Source organism: Alkalihalobacillus sp. R86527 (assembly GCF_042466185.1).
Taxonomy (GTDB): Bacteria; Bacillota; Bacilli; order Bacillales; family Guptibacillaceae; genus Guptibacillus.
The window spans coordinates 2,343,178-2,358,920 of the sequence record NZ_JAXHBW010000001.1; the positions used below are offsets into that span (position 1 = coordinate 2,343,178).

General features: G+C 40.8%; 15 protein-coding genes. 5 read left to right on the forward strand and 10 right to left on the reverse strand.

Translation table 11 applies throughout. From position 1 onward, the window contains the following. Positions 1-8: 8 nt before the first annotated feature. Entirely contained in the window at positions 9-122 is a 114-nt protein-coding gene (locus tag SJY16_RS11965; protein WP_224881701.1) for a GapA-binding peptide SR1P, read from the reverse strand. A 243-nt stretch (positions 123-365) separates the two neighbouring features. On the opposite strand from SJY16_RS11965, the gene SJY16_RS11970 reads away from it, so the two are divergent. Continuing rightward, the gene (locus tag SJY16_RS11970; RefSeq protein ID WP_377889452.1) at positions 366-752 is read left to right on the forward strand and encodes a DUF1885 family protein; all 387 of its coding nucleotides are present in this window, start codon (positions 366-368) and stop codon (positions 750-752) included. A gap of 190 nt (positions 753-942) precedes the next feature. Here the strand turns inward: SJY16_RS11970 and SJY16_RS11975 are convergent, their stop codons facing one another. Next, on the reverse strand, positions 943-1,806 hold the full coding sequence (locus tag SJY16_RS11975; protein WP_377889454.1) for a polysaccharide deacetylase family protein: 864 nt from the start codon (positions 1,804-1,806) through the stop codon (positions 943-945). Positions 1,807-2,170: 364 nt separating this feature from the next. Between SJY16_RS11975 and SJY16_RS11980 the strand changes: the two genes are divergently transcribed. Beyond that, on the forward strand, positions 2,171-3,676 hold the full coding sequence (locus SJY16_RS11980) for a glycine betaine uptake BCCT transporter (protein WP_377889456.1): 1,506 nt from the start codon (positions 2,171-2,173) through the stop codon (positions 3,674-3,676). Between the two features lie 435 nt (positions 3,677-4,111). On the opposite strand, the gene SJY16_RS11985 is transcribed toward SJY16_RS11980, so the two are convergent. The 6 genes from SJY16_RS11985 to SJY16_RS12010 all read right to left on the reverse strand — a co-directional run bounded on the left by SJY16_RS11985 (position 4,112) and on the right by SJY16_RS12010 (position 10,750). Then, positions 4,112-4,351 (reverse strand): hypothetical protein, encoded by a 240-nt coding sequence (locus tag SJY16_RS11985; protein WP_377889458.1) that lies wholly within the window; start codon positions 4,349-4,351, stop codon positions 4,112-4,114. A 105-nt stretch (positions 4,352-4,456) separates the two neighbouring features. After that, a complete protein-coding gene (lpdA, locus tag SJY16_RS11990) occupies positions 4,457-5,866 on the reverse strand; it encodes a dihydrolipoyl dehydrogenase (RefSeq protein ID WP_377889459.1) in 1,410 nt (469 codons plus the stop codon). 4 nt (positions 5,867-5,870) lie between these two features. Continuing rightward, positions 5,871-7,181, reverse strand: a complete 1,311-nt coding sequence (locus tag SJY16_RS11995; RefSeq protein WP_377889461.1) for a dihydrolipoamide acetyltransferase family protein — start codon at positions 7,179-7,181, stop codon at positions 5,871-5,873. Between the two features lie 102 nt (positions 7,182-7,283). After that, positions 7,284-8,261: an alpha-ketoacid dehydrogenase subunit beta gene (locus tag SJY16_RS12000; RefSeq protein WP_224881688.1), complete on the reverse strand. Its 978-nt coding sequence runs from the start codon at positions 8,259-8,261 to the stop codon at positions 7,284-7,286. A gap of 3 nt (positions 8,262-8,264) precedes the next feature. Beyond that, positions 8,265-9,347, reverse strand: a complete 1,083-nt coding sequence (gene pdhA / locus SJY16_RS12005) for a pyruvate dehydrogenase (acetyl-transferring) E1 component subunit alpha (RefSeq protein WP_377889463.1) — start codon at positions 9,345-9,347, stop codon at positions 8,265-8,267. 737 nt (positions 9,348-10,084) lie between these two features. After that, the gene (locus SJY16_RS12010; RefSeq protein ID WP_377889465.1) at positions 10,085-10,750 is read right to left on the reverse strand and encodes a YkyA family protein; all 666 of its coding nucleotides are present in this window, start codon (positions 10,748-10,750) and stop codon (positions 10,085-10,087) included. 295 nt (positions 10,751-11,045) lie between these two features. On the opposite strand from SJY16_RS12010, the gene def reads away from it, so the two are divergent. Continuing rightward, positions 11,046-11,588: a peptide deformylase gene (gene def, locus SJY16_RS12015; protein ID WP_377892208.1), complete on the forward strand. Its 543-nt coding sequence runs from the start codon at positions 11,046-11,048 to the stop codon at positions 11,586-11,588. Positions 11,589-11,627: 39 nt separating this feature from the next. Here def and SJY16_RS12020 read toward each other — a convergent pair whose 3' ends face one another. Both SJY16_RS12020 and SJY16_RS12025 read right to left on the reverse strand, forming a co-directional pair. Beyond that, positions 11,628-12,401 carry a Cof-type HAD-IIB family hydrolase gene (locus SJY16_RS12020; RefSeq protein WP_377892210.1) on the reverse strand — a complete coding sequence of 258 codons (774 nt, stop codon included), beginning with the start codon at positions 12,399-12,401 and terminating at the stop codon, positions 11,628-11,630. 25 nt (positions 12,402-12,426) lie between these two features. Beyond that, complete coding sequence (locus SJY16_RS12025; RefSeq protein ID WP_377889467.1) at positions 12,427-13,329, reverse strand: DMT family transporter; 903 nt, start codon at positions 13,327-13,329, stop codon at positions 12,427-12,429. A gap of 366 nt (positions 13,330-13,695) precedes the next feature. Between SJY16_RS12025 and SJY16_RS12030 the strand changes: the two genes are divergently transcribed. Beyond that, entirely contained in the window at positions 13,696-13,905 is a 210-nt protein-coding gene (locus tag SJY16_RS12030) for a DNA-dependent RNA polymerase subunit epsilon (protein ID WP_224881676.1), read from the forward strand. Positions 13,906-13,908: 3 nt separating this feature from the next. Further along, the gene (rnjA, locus tag SJY16_RS12035; RefSeq protein ID WP_377889469.1) at positions 13,909-15,576 is read left to right on the forward strand and encodes a ribonuclease J1; all 1,668 of its coding nucleotides are present in this window, start codon (positions 13,909-13,911) and stop codon (positions 15,574-15,576) included. The last annotated feature ends 167 nt before the right edge of the window (positions 15,577-15,743 follow it).

Here is a 15,743-nt window from a genome sequence, read left to right on the forward strand (position 1 = left end):
TTAAACGCTTATTTTCGATCCTTCTTATTGCACTCTGGACATCTGCTATACAAAGTACTCACTTTGTCTTCAAGTACATGATCAATCGTTTTTTCGCACGTCTGGCATATGATGATTCCCATCTCTAACACCCCTCAAAGTATGTTTTGAAAACGCTTCCGTTTTGCTTATCTCCATAATAGTGTGTCACAATTGATTTGTCAATACTATATTGTATATCACATTAATAAGGTTTGTTCCAATTTTTAGTGATATTAGGCGTTCAAAAAAAATAGGCTATACTTATTATGAGAAATCAGTCCAAACCAATTGTCAGAAAACTAATACAAAGGTAAACTATACCTATTAGAGAGGGGGAATCAAGCTTGCCACAAAGTGCCTATATTGCTCCTGAATCTCACGATGACCTAGATTTAGATACAATAAAAACATTTCTCACCTATTATATGGAAATAACTAAAAAAACAGGAGAACAGCTTTCTTGGGATTATGGCGCTTCTGCATTTCCGTATAACATAATGGATCAAACAACTGAAGAATCAGATAGCTGGTTTTACTTAAAAGGAACAACAGAGGAATATCGAGGAATGGTGATTGGATTAACTACTGATGCTATTCAAATCGTCTTACCGGATTATTCAACACATGGAGACAAATCGAAAGCAAACGAGATCTGTAAATTTCTTGCGAACAAACTAAATGGTGACCTAACATTATTTAATGGAAGAACGATGTATCATACAAAAAAGTAACCAGCCATGTATGACTGGTTACTTTTTTATTTTAATTAAAATAGTTTACCTGGCTAAGCAGGTAAATTGAACACCTGTCCATGTCGGCGAGCTCCCCATTACGATTAACGCTTTCAGCCTACGAAAGCGTTAGTTCAGCGTTCATCTGACGGAAAGCGATACAGCTAGTTTTCAATGATTTTATATCCTGCTATTTCAACTCTGTATCGATTGTCTCTGGATCAATCATGCTATATCCTTTGTCTCTTAAACCTTTCACAATATCTGAAAGTCCAGCAGCAGTCCAGTCTCGATCATGCATTAATAAGTTTGCACCGTCTTGAAGCAGCGGTGAATTCACCATGATATCTGTAATTGCAGCTTTGTTTTGGTATTCTTTGTTCCAATCATACCCGTAAGTCCAGTTCATCAAAAGCATGCCTTCCTCTTTTACTAACGCTTTTGAAAAGTCGGTATTAGAACCGAAAGGAGCTCTGAAAAATGTCGGGCGCTCCCCGATGACTTCCTCGATCATATCATTTAACTTTACGATTTCCTCGCGCTGTTTCTCTTCAGACAGGGATTTCAAGTCTGAGTGGGTCATCGTATGATTTCCGATTTCAAACCCCATATCATGAATCTCTTTAACCTTCGCTTTTTCTTCTTCAGTATCCATAAAGTGACCATTCACAAAGAATATAGCAGGTGCATCTAATTCTTTTAGCGTTTTTGCCATTTCAACCGCGTGCTCATCTGGAGCATCATCAATGGTAAGAAGTACAGCATCTGACTTAGCTTCGCCGATCGGTTCAAAACCCCAGAAAGCTGGATTTAGCGTATATTTCTTTTCTACCTTTTCCTTAGCTTCAGGCTCTTCTTCTATATTTTCATCTTCTTTATTATTCTCTTCCTTATTATCCTCTTTGTCACCTTCTGAGCTCTCAGTTTCTTCGTTTGCTGTAACTTCTTTCTCTTTATTGCTTGTGCTTTCCTCCGCGTTCGAATTTGCATCAGTTGAACATGCAGCAAGCAACATGATTACGATGACTGTTAACATTTGAAATGATTTCTTCATTCTCTCCCTCTCCCCTACATCTAGTCTTTTCTAATCATAAACGAATGGTTAGAAAGTAGAAAGAGAAGAATGTCACATTTAACCAATTATATTTTTGTAAATTCCGGCATTATTCTGACTAATCTTCTGCCATGCCAAAATACTTTACAAGCTATTTCTCAACCCATATACTAGAGAACGTGCCTTTTTTCGTACTGTATAGTGGCGAGGTAGAATTAGGGATCGTGTTTATCGTTCGCATATTTTCCTGAACCCGGGGGCAACATTTAGTACACATAGTTTTTATTTATCTCTTACATTACCCGGCAGATTCACGATGGTTGAATAACAATTTAAAAGTATTTATTGAAAGGTGTGATTTACAATGAATAAGCTTACGAGAGTATTTATGATCTCTGCTGCATTGACCCTCATCTTCATTATTTGGGGTACAATCGCTCCAGAGTCTCTAGATTCGTCCACCTCCTCTCTTCAAACGTTTTTACAAGTGAAGTTTGGGTGGTTCTATTTATTAGCAGCTTCTGCATTTCTTATTTTCGCGATCTACCTTATCTTTTCTAAGTTCGGTAGAATCCGTCTAGGTAAAGATTCTGACCGTCCAGAGTACAGCACGATTACCTGGTTCGCCATGTTATTCTCAGCAGGAATGGGAATCGGTCTTGTCTTCTGGGGTGTAGCTGAACCAATGTTTCACTACTATACACCACCAGCAGGGGCTTCTCCGGAATCCGATGAAGCTGCAAGGCTTGCATTCCGCTATAGTTTCTTCCACTGGGGCTTGCACCCATGGGGCATTTATACAGTAGTTGCACTTGCTCTTGCCTACTTTAAATTTAGAAGAGGGGCTCCTGGTGTTGTGAGCGCTGTGTTCCAACCATTACTTGGTGACCGAGTATACGGTCCGATCGGTAAACTAATCGATGTGATCGCTGTTTTCGCTACAGTATTTGGCGTTGCAACGTCACTAGGGTTTGGGGCATCTCAAATCGGTGGCGGAATTTCTTATTTAACTGATATAGAGAACTCATTTACCACACAACTCGTGATCATTTTAGTTGTAACAGTTCTTTACATGATTTCTGCCACAACTGGTATTTCTCGAGGGATTAAATATTTAAGTAACACAAATATTGTCCTCGCCATTTTGCTTATGTTCTTCTTGCTATTTGCAGGACCTACAAACTTTATTATGGATTTATTCACTTCAACACTAGGTTCTTACATTCAAAACCTACCAAGCATGAGCTTACGCATGCGTCCATTCGAAGGTTCATCTTGGATTCAAAGTTGGACAATCTTCTACTGGGCTTGGTGGATTGCATGGGCTCCATTTGTTGGTACCTTTATCGCCCGCGTTTCAAAAGGTAGAACGATTCGCGAATTCGTACTGGGTGTACTACTCGTACCTACAATCTTCGGAGCACTTTGGTTCTCAGTTTTCGGCGGTTCTGCGATTTCGCTAGATATGGCTGGAACAGGCGTTTACGACATTATTAGTAACCAGGGAATGGAAGTTGCATTGTTCGCTGTTCTTGAACAGTTCCCACTCGGTACATTCATGTCAGTGATTGCTATTTTGCTTATCAGTACGTTCTTCATTACATCTGCAGACTCTGCTACGTTTGTTCTTGGAATGCAGACGACCAACGGAAGCTTGAACCCATCAACTGGTGTTAAGCTAACTTGGGGCGTCATTCAGTCTTCTGCAGCTGCAGTACTGCTATGGTCTGGTGGACTCGGTGCCCTTCAAACGGCTTCCATTATAGCTGCCTTCCCATTTGCAATTATTATAATCGGTATGGTCTTCTCATTACTGAAAGCATTAAAGGAAGAAAAGCTTCCATCTCGACCACCAAAAAAAGATGAATAAAGACATTAAATCCCTCACCAATTCCGGTGAGGGATTTTTAGTGTTTCGAGAACGTCATAAAAACCATCTGCCACGGTGAGGTGGTTATTTCCACTCCAGGATGCTCGCTTTCCGCTGGGCGGGCGATGAGCCTTCTCAGAGCAAAAAAACGTTGCGCCTCCGGGGTCTCACCTGTCCCGCACATCCCGCTGGAGTCGAGCATCCTTCCGCTCCAATCTACATTAAATGTAGGATTTCGAGAAAAACAAAGCCACTAAAACAACGGATAGAGAATGAAGTAGCTGCCTTCTTAATCAGGATCGATCGGATCGTTTGCTGTGATTGATTGCTACCCAGTAGGAGTCAAACAATATTCACTCTTACAGTAGAGGGAGCACAATAACCAGAGTGTCTCTGAACACTATAAATCCCTCACCAATTTCGGTGAGGGATTTTTTATATGATATGGCATAACGTTTGGATAAGGATAAAAGCAAGTGTTGAAGCGCCTGTAACGAAAGCCACTGTTTTCATTTTTGGTATAACTCTAATTGAAGACGCAACGATTACATATAAAAACATGACGACCATGATGGCCTTAAAGAAAAGTCGATCATGAGATGAAAGTTGTAAGACTACGACTAATGTACTCCATGCCGCAATGTGAAAAAGTAGAACGATTGCCATTCTAGCCAAGCCCTATCACCCCCACTTTACCTATATGCTCTACAAGCAATGGGTATGCTCTTCTAATCATACAAAAAAGCCCTGGTTCGATGACCAGGGCTTTCCTTTGATTACTTATGCAATGTGGATTGGTGTTCCAATTGCTACTTCTGCAGCTTCCATAGTGATCTCACCTAGAGTTGGGTGAGCATGGATTGTAAGGGCGATATCTTCAGCTGTCATACCAGCTTCAATTGCAAGACCTAGTTCTGCAATCATATCAGATGCATTAGGACCAGCAATTTGAGCACCGATTACAAGACCATCTTCCTTACGAGTGATGAGCTTCATGAACCCTTCGCTGTCGTTTAGAGATAGCGCACGGCCATTTGCACCGAATGGGAACTTAGATGCTTTCACATCGAAGCCTTCATCTTTCGCTTCTTGCTCTGTATAACCAACTGAAGCAAGTTCAGGTTCAGAGAATACAACAGCAGGAATAGCAAGATAATCGATTTCAGCAGCTTCACCGCTGATTGCTTCAGCAGCAACTTTACCTTCGTAAGAAGCTTTGTGTGCAAGTGCTGGACCTTCAACAATATCACCAATAGCGTAGATGTTATCGAAGTTTGTACGGCACTGCTTGTCGATCTTAACAAGACCTTTGTCAGTCATTTCAACTCCAAGTTCTTCAAGACCAATTTCTTCTGTGTTTGGCTTACGGCCAACAGTAACGAGTACATAATCAGCATCAAACGTCTTCGTTTCACCTTTGATTTCAGCTGTAACGGTAACGCCTTCGTCTGTTTCTTCAACGCCTTTAGCCATTGCTTCAGTAATGATTTCAACATTACCTTTCTTCTTAAGACGACGAGAAACAAGCGTGCTCATTTGTTTTTCGAATCCAGGAAGGATCGTCTTCGTACCTTCAAGGATCGTTACTTCAGTACCAAAGTTAGCATATACAGAACCAAGTTCGATTCCGATGTAACCTCCGCCGATTACAACCATCTTCTTAGGAACCTCATCTAGCGCTAGAGCTCCTGTTGAAGAAATCACGCGCTTGCTCCATTTAAAGCTTGGAAGTTCGATTGGACGAGAACCTGTTGCAATGATGCAGTTGTTAAATGTATACGTTTGAGAGTTCTTGTCATCCATAATACGAACAGTGTTCTTATCTACAAAGTAAACTTCACCGCTGATCACGTCTACTTTGTTAGCTTTCATAAGACCTTCTACACCACCAGTAAGCTTGTTAACAACGGAAGATTTCCATTCTTGTACTTTCTTCATGTCTACTGATACGTTTTCAGAAGTGATTCCGATGTCTTCGGAATGCTTAGCGTCTTCGTATTTGTGTGAAGCATTGATTAGAGCTTTTGAAGGAATACATCCAACGTTTAGGCAAACGCCACCAAGAGTTCCTTTGTCTGCGATTGCAACTTTTTGACCAAGCTGTGCAGCACGAATAGCTGCTACATAACCACCAGGTCCTGCTCCTACTACAAGTGTGTCTAGTTCGATTGGAAAATCTCCTACTACCATAATTTTACGCCTCCATCATTAAGAGTTGTGGATCGTTCAACAGACGTTTGATGTGATTAAGTGCCAATTGAGCAGTTACTCCATCGATTAGTCTGTGGTCGTAACTGATTGATAGAGCAAGTACTGGAGCTGCAACGATTTCACCATCGATAACAACTGGCTTCTCTTCAATACGACCGATTCCAAGAATAGCAGCGTCCGGGTTGTTAATGATAGGCGTGAACCATTGTCCGCCTGCAGAACCCAGGTTAGAAATTGTGCACGTGCTACCTTTCATGTCGTCCCCTGATAGTTTACCATCGCGAGCTTTTTTAGCCAACTCATTAATTTCAGAAGAAACATTAAGAAGTGGCTTACGATCTGCATCTTTCACAACAGGTACAACTAGTCCAGCGTCTGTGTTTGCAGCGATTCCGATGTTGTAATAATGCTTGTGTACGATCTCATCAGTTGAATCGTCGATAGAAGCATTAAGCATTGGGAATTCACGAAGTGCAGACACAAGAGCTTTCACTACGTATGGGAGATAAGTTAACTTAACGTCTTTATCAGCCGCATATTGCTTGAACTTCTTACGATGAGCAACAAGATCTGTAACAACAATTTCATCCATGTGAGTTACGTGAGGTGCAGTATGCTTGGAGTTTACCATCGCTTTAGCGATTGCCTTACGCATACCTTTCATCTTCTCACGAGTTTCAGGTTGTGCTGATGCCGCAGGAGCTGAAGTTGCTGATGCTGCTTCTTGCTCTTGACCTTTAGCTTCTGTTTTCTCTTCTTCAGCTGGCGCTGCTGCTTCTTGGCCACCGCCATTGATGTGAGTATCGATATCCTCTTTAAGAACACGACCGTTCTTTCCAGAACCAGATACTTTAGAGATCTTCACACCATTTTCGCGTGCATATTTACGTACTGCAGGCATAGCGATAACGCGCTTAGTCGGATCTGCATCTTCCTCGTCATCTTCTGCAGGTGTTGATTCAGCACTTTCACTCTTAGGAGCTTCTTCTTTCGGCTCTTCTTTTTCTTCAGCCTTTGGCTCTTCTGCAGATTCTTCTTCAGAACCGTCATCATAACCTTCAGCGTCGAATGTGATGACTACATCTCCAACTACGACTGTAGCTCCTTCTTCAGCGTGAACGTCTTTAACCGTGCCGTCTACTGGAGAAGGGATTTCTACAACAGCCTTGTCGTTTTGTACTTCAGCAAGGATGTCATCCTCTTTTACTTCGTCACCCTTTTTAACGAACCATTTTACGATTTCACCTTCATGGATACCTTCACCGATATCCGGCATTTTGAATTCATATGCCACAGGACTTCGCCTCCTATTTGTAAAAAAAATTAGCTTTTATAATGTCTGAAGCGAAGCGCAAATGCACTTCACTTCATTATTTTTTATTCTTGTTAACTTTAATTAAAAGTTAACGACTGTTTTTGCTTTTTCGATAATATCAGTATGATCCGGAAGCCAAACATCCTCTGCAGCAGAGAAAGCAAACACTGTATCAGGTGCCGTAACACGTAGTACAGGAGCTTCTAGGCTAAGGATCGCGCGGTCATTGATTTCAGCAACGACACTTGCAGCAATACCTGCTTGTTTTTGTGCTTCTTGTACAACGATCGCACGGTTTGTTTTCTCAACAGAAGCGATAATTGTATCGATATCTAGTGGGCTAACTGTACGAAGGTCGATAACTTCAGCATTAATGCCCTCTTTTTCAAGCTCTTCTGCAGCTTTTAGAGAAGCCTGAACCATCGCACCGTACGTTACGATTGTAACGTCTGATCCTTCACGTTTCACATCAGCTTTACCAATTTCAATTGTATATTCTTCCTCAGGTACTTCTTGACGGAAAGAACGGTACAATTTCATATGCTCAAGGAAAATAACTGGATCATTATCACGAATCGCAGAAATTAGAAGTCCTTTTGCATCATAAGGGTTTGAAGGGATAACGACTTTAAGACCAGGCTGTTGAGCCATAAGTCCTTCAAGGCTATCAGCATGAAGTTCTGGTGTTTTAACACCGCCACCAAATGGAGAACGAACCGTGATTGGCGCGTTGAAAGAGCCGCCAGAACGGTAGCGTAAACGTGCCATTTGTCCGGAGATTGCATCCATAACTTCGTAAACGAAGCCAAAGAACTGAATCTCTGGTACCGGTCTAAAGCCAGTTAGTGCAAGACCGATAGACATACCGCCAATTCCAGATTCTGCTAGCGGCGTGTCGAATACACGATCCTCACCAAATTCTTTTTGAAGTCCTTCTGTCGCACGGAAAACGCCGCCGTTTTGTCCTACATCTTCACCAAATACGAGTACGTTCTCGTCATTCTTTAACTCGATACGCATCGCATCAGTGATTGCTTGAATCATTGTCATTTGCGCCATAGCTTACTTCGACTCCTTTGCACTATATTCTTCGTATTGCTCGCGAAGGTTCTGAGGAAGCTCTTCATACATGAGACCCATTAGATCTGTTACTTTTTGCTTCGGAGTTTTGTCTGCTTGTTTAATGGCAGCTTTGATTTCTTCCTTCGCCTTTTCAACTACTTCATTCTCTTTATCTTCAGACCAAAGGTCCTTGCTTTCAAGATACTTACGGAAACGAACGATTGGGTCTTTCTTCTCCCATTCGCTGTCCAAGTCTTCTGAACGGTAACGAGTTGGATCATCACCAGCCATTGTATGTGGACCATAACGGTAAGTCATCGTCTCGATAAGAGTCGGACCTTCACCGTTGATTGCACGCTCACGAGCATCCGTAACTGCTTTATAAACAGCTAATACGTCCATTCCATCTACCTGAACGCCATAAATTCCAACACCCACTGCTTTTTGAGCAATCGTCTTAGCAGCAGATTGCTTTTCAACAGGTACTGAAATCGCAAAGCGGTTGTTTTGAACAACAAAGATAGCAGGAGCAGCATAAGCACCAGCAAAGTTCATTCCTTCGTAGAAATCACCTTGTGACGCACCGCCATCACCAGTGTAAGTGATTGCAACGTTTTTCTTACCTTTTTTCTTAAGTCCAAGTGCAACACCAGCAGTCTGAGTAATTTGAGCTCCGATAATGATTTGTGGGCTCAACATGTTAAGTCCGTCAGCCTGGTTTCCTACAAAGTGTCCACGAGAGAATAAAAACGCTTTATATAGAGGAAGTCCGTGCCAAATTAGCTGTGGTACATCACGGTAACCTGGAAGAATCCAGTCTTCTTTATCAAGTGCAAATTGGCTTCCTAGCTGAGAAGCTTCTTGTCCTGCAGTTGGAGCATAGAATCCTAGACGTCCTTGACGGTTCAAAGAGATTGAACGTTGATCAAGAATACGTGTATAAACCATGCGGCGCATAAGTTCTTGAAGTTGCTCGTCAGTTAGTTCTGGCATAGCCTCTTCATTAATAATTTCGCCGTTTTCATTTAGAATCTGAAACATTTCGAATTGGCCTTCAATGTTTTCAAGGGTTTTTGTCCCCATACCTTTCACCTCATCCTTTCATTCATAAAGAGATAAATTATTAAATTGCATAGTGCAATTATGAGTGGGTCGTTCAGTTTTCTGACATATCTAGCATGTCCATTTAGCCTTTATTAAATGACAGTTTGTTTCAATAAATTTGTGCCACTAAAGACAACACTCAATTTCATACCCTTATTTCTGAAGAAATAACCCCTAGTACTATGTACTACTGCGTTTTTATAACTGTATCAGTAAATATAAGGGAGTGTTTCTCTTCATGAGTAAGTTCGTTTTTTAGTTTACAATACAGTATCTATATAGTCAATTATTAGCTTTTAAAAATACCCTTTTAAGAAACACACAAAACTGTTATAACCTAAAAAGTGAAACTGTATCAGTACAATCAATTGTGTTTTATAACGATACATAGAAAAAACAGCTAAACTATTTGGACTGTTTTCAGAGTGTCGACAAAGTCTTAAGGACGATCTGCCATTGTTATGGTGGAGATTTCCTCTCCAGGATGCTCGCTTTCCGCGGGACGTGCGGTGAGCATCCTCCCGCTCCTATCTAGATTTTGTGTGATGCCGATACAAAAGCAATTGAAAACGGATAGATTGAAAGCAGACGCCTACTTAATCATAACCACATGCACCACAGTCTGAGTCAAGGTGTGTTCTCCTACGGAATTACGGCCAACTAATCAAGGTTTCCAAACAAGCCGAAAGCCGCTCAATTATTTGAGCGGCTTTGTTTTATTCACCATAATTAACGTTTAAGTCTGCAGCTTTATAAAAAGCTTTTTTTGCTTCGTTGAATTCAGTTGTATACTTATTGAACTCTTCTTTTTGTTTTGAGACTTTTGTATATTGTTCGTTTACTTTCTTGATTTGCTCTTGTAGTTGCTCAAGCGTTAATTCTTTATCTTGCAGCATCGTATATAGCTTCTTATCTAATTCAATCGCTGCTTTGTATTCTTTATAAAGACTTTGGTACGCGTTGTAACGCTTATCCATCTTCTCGATAAGTGACTTAGCACTTTCTTGAACCTTTTCACCTTCAAGGTCATCACGTAAGTCTTTCGTATCTTTAAACTCTTCGTATGCCTTGTCAATGCTTTCCTTTTCATTGTTCAAGTATTCCAGTCTCTTCTTAGTGAGAGCTTCAGCTTCAGTTGAAAGAGATTTGATCTTATCAAACTCATCCATGCTCAGTGCAACGATCTCATCATAAAGGGCCTGTTCTTTCTTTTCAGCTTTCGCTAGTGGTGATTGCTGTTCTCTAAATTGGTCCTCTAGAGCTACAGCTTCTTCTAAATGGTTATACATCTTTTCCTCAGTACTCTCACCGAACTGACAACCTACCAGGATGAGAAAACAGAAAAAAAGAGAAATGATTCCTACTCGGTTAACTCTCGACAACAATAGTCCCCCCACATCTCCAATTAATACCAATGATTTCATATCTTTGATTACTATACCATATTCTATCAGCCAATAGAACAGTCGTTTTATCACAAATTCATCGTATTAACATATCCACTGAGACTGATTATTCATCAATTTCTAGCACACTGATCGCGTTAGGAAATATGTTATCATGGTAAGTCGTATGCTAAACTAATAGTTAGAAGGTAGATGTTGTTTGTACACACATCTAAGTGAATTCAGTATACTTAAATTGTGAGAGTCCGTGATGATAGGAGTGAACATGAATATGTTAACAATGAAAGATATACGTAGAGAAGGAGATCCCATTCTTACTCAAGTTGCACAAGAAGTTGAACTCCCTGCTTCAGAGGAAGAAAAGCAGATACTTAGTGATATGCTTCAATTTCTAATCAACAGCCAGGATCCTGAGACTGCTTTAGAGTATGAGCTACGATCAGGTATCGGCATCGCCGCACCACAAATCGGAATTGGCAAAAGAATGTTTGCCGTTCATGTGACAGATCATAGAGGAAACCTTTATAGTTATGGAATCATGAACCCTAAGATTATCAGCCATTCGGTGGAAAAAACATACTTAGAAGGTGGCGAAGGTTGTCTTTCTGTGGATCGAGAAGTGCCTGGAGCTGTACCTCGTTATGCGAGAATTACAGTAAAAGGATTTGATATAGAAGGAAACCCGCTTAAATTAAGACTAAAAGGTCTACCATCAATCGTTGTACAGCATGAAATCGACCATTTAGATGGCGTCATGTTTTATGACAGAATTAATGAAGATGAGGCAAAAGAAATCTCTCCTCTTCAACGATAGCAGCAAAAAAAGAATCGCGCCTAGGCGCGATTCTTTTTTTTACAACAATCCTGCTTTTATCAAACCATTCCGAATCCCATCTTCATCTACTGGGTCCGTAACAAAATCCGCTGCATCTTTTGCTTCTTGATAGGCGTTCCCCATTGCGACACCAGTTCCTGCATACTTAAGCATCTCAATATCGTTTAGGGCATCTCCAAATGCGTACGTGTTTTCTCGTTTAAAACCAAGGTGAGAAATCATCGCTTCAATCCCTCGTGCTTTCGAGCCTCCGGGAGGGATAACATCCATCGAGAAGTCATGCCAACGAATGAAATCAAAATTACCGTATGCATCTCGATAATTCGACTCTTCTTCACTTTGACAGAACAATAATGCTTGATAGATTTCACGGTCATGGTAGTAGGTAGGATTAAACCCTGGATAATGCATCTTCAGGTCATCCATGCTTTTCATAATATGAGGGTGCTTGTCGTGATTGCTCATCATTGCTTCATGGTCAAGAAACACCATAGGATGTCCGTTTTCCTTAGCTGCTTCTTCAAGCGAAATAATTTCTTCTCTGCTAAGAGGGTTCGTTTGTACAATGTCTTCTTTATGCTTAACATACTGTCCATTAAAACTAATGAAGGCATCGACCGCTAACTCCTCTCTTAGGTCTTTGAACATAAACGGAGCTCTTCCTGTCGCTATCGCTACAGTTACACCTTTGTTCGTTAACTCTTTAAGAGCCTCTCTTGTAGAAACTGGAATTTTTTTGTCGTGATCTAATAATGTACCATCTATATCGAAGAAAACAATTTTATCATTCATCATCTCTCTCACCTATCTTTTCTATTTATGCTGTCTTTCTTAGATGATTCCGTTCCGTCTTTGTCTTCCGGCCTGATAAATATACCCCGGTAAAAATAAATAACAATCCAACAATCATAGGGAGCGTCACAGCCTCACCAAGGAGAGCACTTCCCCAGAACAATGCGGTCACAGGAACAAGGTATGTTACTAGCGTAGCGAACTCTGCAGTTCCTTTTTGAATCATATAAAAGAAGAGAAGATAACCTATACCAGACCCAAACACTCCTAGCCCTATTAGCGATAATAGGATATCACGTTCGATGATTGGAGTAAATGAAGGAGCATCTCCTGTAATAAGCATCATGATCGCTCCTCCTACAGCACCGACTGTTAGCGTCATGATCGCCATGATATCCACCGGGACGTTTGCTAGGTTCTTCTTCGCGAATTGTGAGGCATAGCCATAGCATGCAGTGGCAACTAGCATCGGGACTATTCCAACCCAGTCCTCTTGAAAGAAAGAGCCCACATCAAACTCAATAAGAAATAGAATGCCAATAAAGCCGATAATAACACCTGACCACTGCCTCGCCTTCAGGACTCGTGAAAAGAATAGTGCTCCTAGGATTCCTGTAAATAAAGGAGTCGTAGCATTTAACGCTGCTGCTAGACTGCTCGAAATTCTCTCTTCACTAAAAGCGATTAACCCCCATGGTATAAGTGCATTCAACATTCCAACTAGAATCAAGCTGCCCCATGGGAGCTTTTTAAATAAGTTGCTGACCCGCCCTTTAGCAATGAGATAAACCAATATTGCTATTGCACCGAACAAACAACGATAGAATACTACGCCCATCGGCCCTACAGCTGGAACGAGTATTTTGATAAACATAAAAGACATTCCCCATATCAAGCTTAGTGATAACAGGGCGAGAAACAGCCTCATTCATTCTCCTCCTCGTTCGTTTTGTACCATTCCATCTTACATGAATAGGGTACTCTTGTCTCTTCATTCATTTCCATCTGTTTCCTAACTATTTTTTTGGTTCAATACGAATAATAAAACCACTAGACCATCAGGAAAGGAATGAAGAGAATGTACTCAAAAATGAAGAAAAAAATTAAAAAATCGCTAAAAAACATCTTTTTTCCTCAATCACCGATCGTATCAGAATAAGAATTTTTCCTTTCATGACGCGGTAAATCTCTATTTTTATTATGGAAAATCTATTTGAAACATGAAAAAGAAACCAATTTCCTATATAATAAATGGAGATGCACACAAATTGTCTTGGTTAAGGAGAGATTTAGAATGATTTATAAGGTTTACTATCAAGAAACAAAAAAGGAGGTTCCTGTAAGAGAGCGAACAAAGAGCCTGTACGTTGAGGCTAATTCTGAACGGGAAGTTCGCTATAAATTAAAGGAACGAAACTACAATATCGAATTCATTCAAACAGTAGAAGATGAATTTCTAGAATTCGAGCAAAAATCAGAGCACTTTGAATTGGAGAATGTATAAACTATGAAATTTGTAAAAAATCATCAAACAGCCGTTTTTGCACTCGGTGGACTAGGAGAAATCGGCAAAAACACGTACGGTATTCAATTCCAGGATGAAATTATCCTGGTTGACGCAGGAATAAAATTTCCTGAAGAAGAGTTACTAGGAATCGACTACGTTATTCCTGACTACTCTTATCTTGTGAAAAATCAGGATAAGATTAAAGGACTCTTTATTACACATGGTCACGAAGACCATATCGGCGGTATTCCATACTTACTTCGTGAACTTAACGTTCCGATTTTCGGTGGTAAGCTTGCATTAGGATTTATTCGCAACAAACTTGAAGAACACGGTCTACTAAGAGGGGCTTCCCTTAACGAAATCACAGAAGACGACATTATTAAATTCAGAAAAACGTCAGTTGCGTTCTTCAGAACAACACACAGTATTCCAGATTCATTCGGTGTTGTTGTCAAAACACCACCAGGTAACATCGTACACACAGGAGATTTCAAATTTGACTTTACTCCAGTAGGTGAACCAGCAAACCTTACGAAAATGGCTGAGATCGGTAAAGAAGGCGTTCTTGCTCTCCTTTCTGACTCAACAAACAGTGAAGTCCCTGGCTTTACAATGTCTGAAAGCCGCGTTGGTGAAACAATTCAAGATATCTTTAGAAAAGTTGATGGTCGTGTAATCTTCGCGACGTTCGCATCTAACATTCATCGACTTCAACAAGTTGTAGAAGCTGCGGTAGCGAACGGACGTAAGGTAGCTGTATTCGGACGTAGTATGGAAGCAAATATCACGATTGGACAAGAACTCGGTTATATTCGTGCGCCTAAGGATACATTTATTGACGCACACCAAATTAATCGCCTTCCAGAAAACCAGGTAACAATCCTATGTACTGGAAGCCAGGGTGAACCGATGGCAGCTCTTTCTAGAATTGCTAACGCTACTCACCGTCAAATTCAAATCATCCCTGGTGACACGGTGGTCTTCTCTTCCTCACCTATCCCTGGGAATCAGGTGAGCGTATCGAGAATCATCAACCAACTTTCTCGTGCTGGAGCTGACGTGATTCATCACAAACTTAGTGATATTCACACTTCTGGACACGGTGGTCAGGATGAGCAGAAATTAATGCTTCGTCTCATTAAGCCGAAATTCTTTATGCCTATTCACGGTGAATATAGAATGCTTAAAATGCATACGAAGCTTGCGCAAGACTGTGGCATTCCACAAGATAACTCTTTCATCATGGATAACGGTGAAGTCCTTGCTCTTAGCGAAAATGAAGCTTCAATCAGTGGTAAGATTCCATCTGGTTCTGTTTATGTAGATGGTAAAGGTATCGGTGATATTGGTAACATCGTGCTACGTGACCGTAAGATTCTTTCTGAAGAAGGTCTTGTTATCGTAGTTGTCAGCATCAACATGAAAGAATTCAAAATCCTTTCAGGTCCTGACATCATCTCTCGTGGCTTCGTATACATGAGAGAATCAGGCGATCTAATCAATGACGCTCAAGATCTTCTATCGAAGCATCTTAATGGCGTAATGGAAAAGCGTACAAGTCAGTGGTCTGAGATCAAAAACGAAATCACAGATACTCTTGCACCATTCTTATATGAGAAAACAAAACGTCGTCCAATGATCCTACCGATCATCATGGAGATCTAATAAACGAGAATGCCCACCTGTCATCTGACAAGTGGGCATTTTTTTGTTTTTAGATATGTAGTATGTATGGTGCTTCCCATGCCGTAGGAGCTTGAACACCCCTTGCTTTCCTGTGGACGAACGCCCGAGCCTCAAAGCGGATAACACCATTCCGCTCCGAGTCTCGA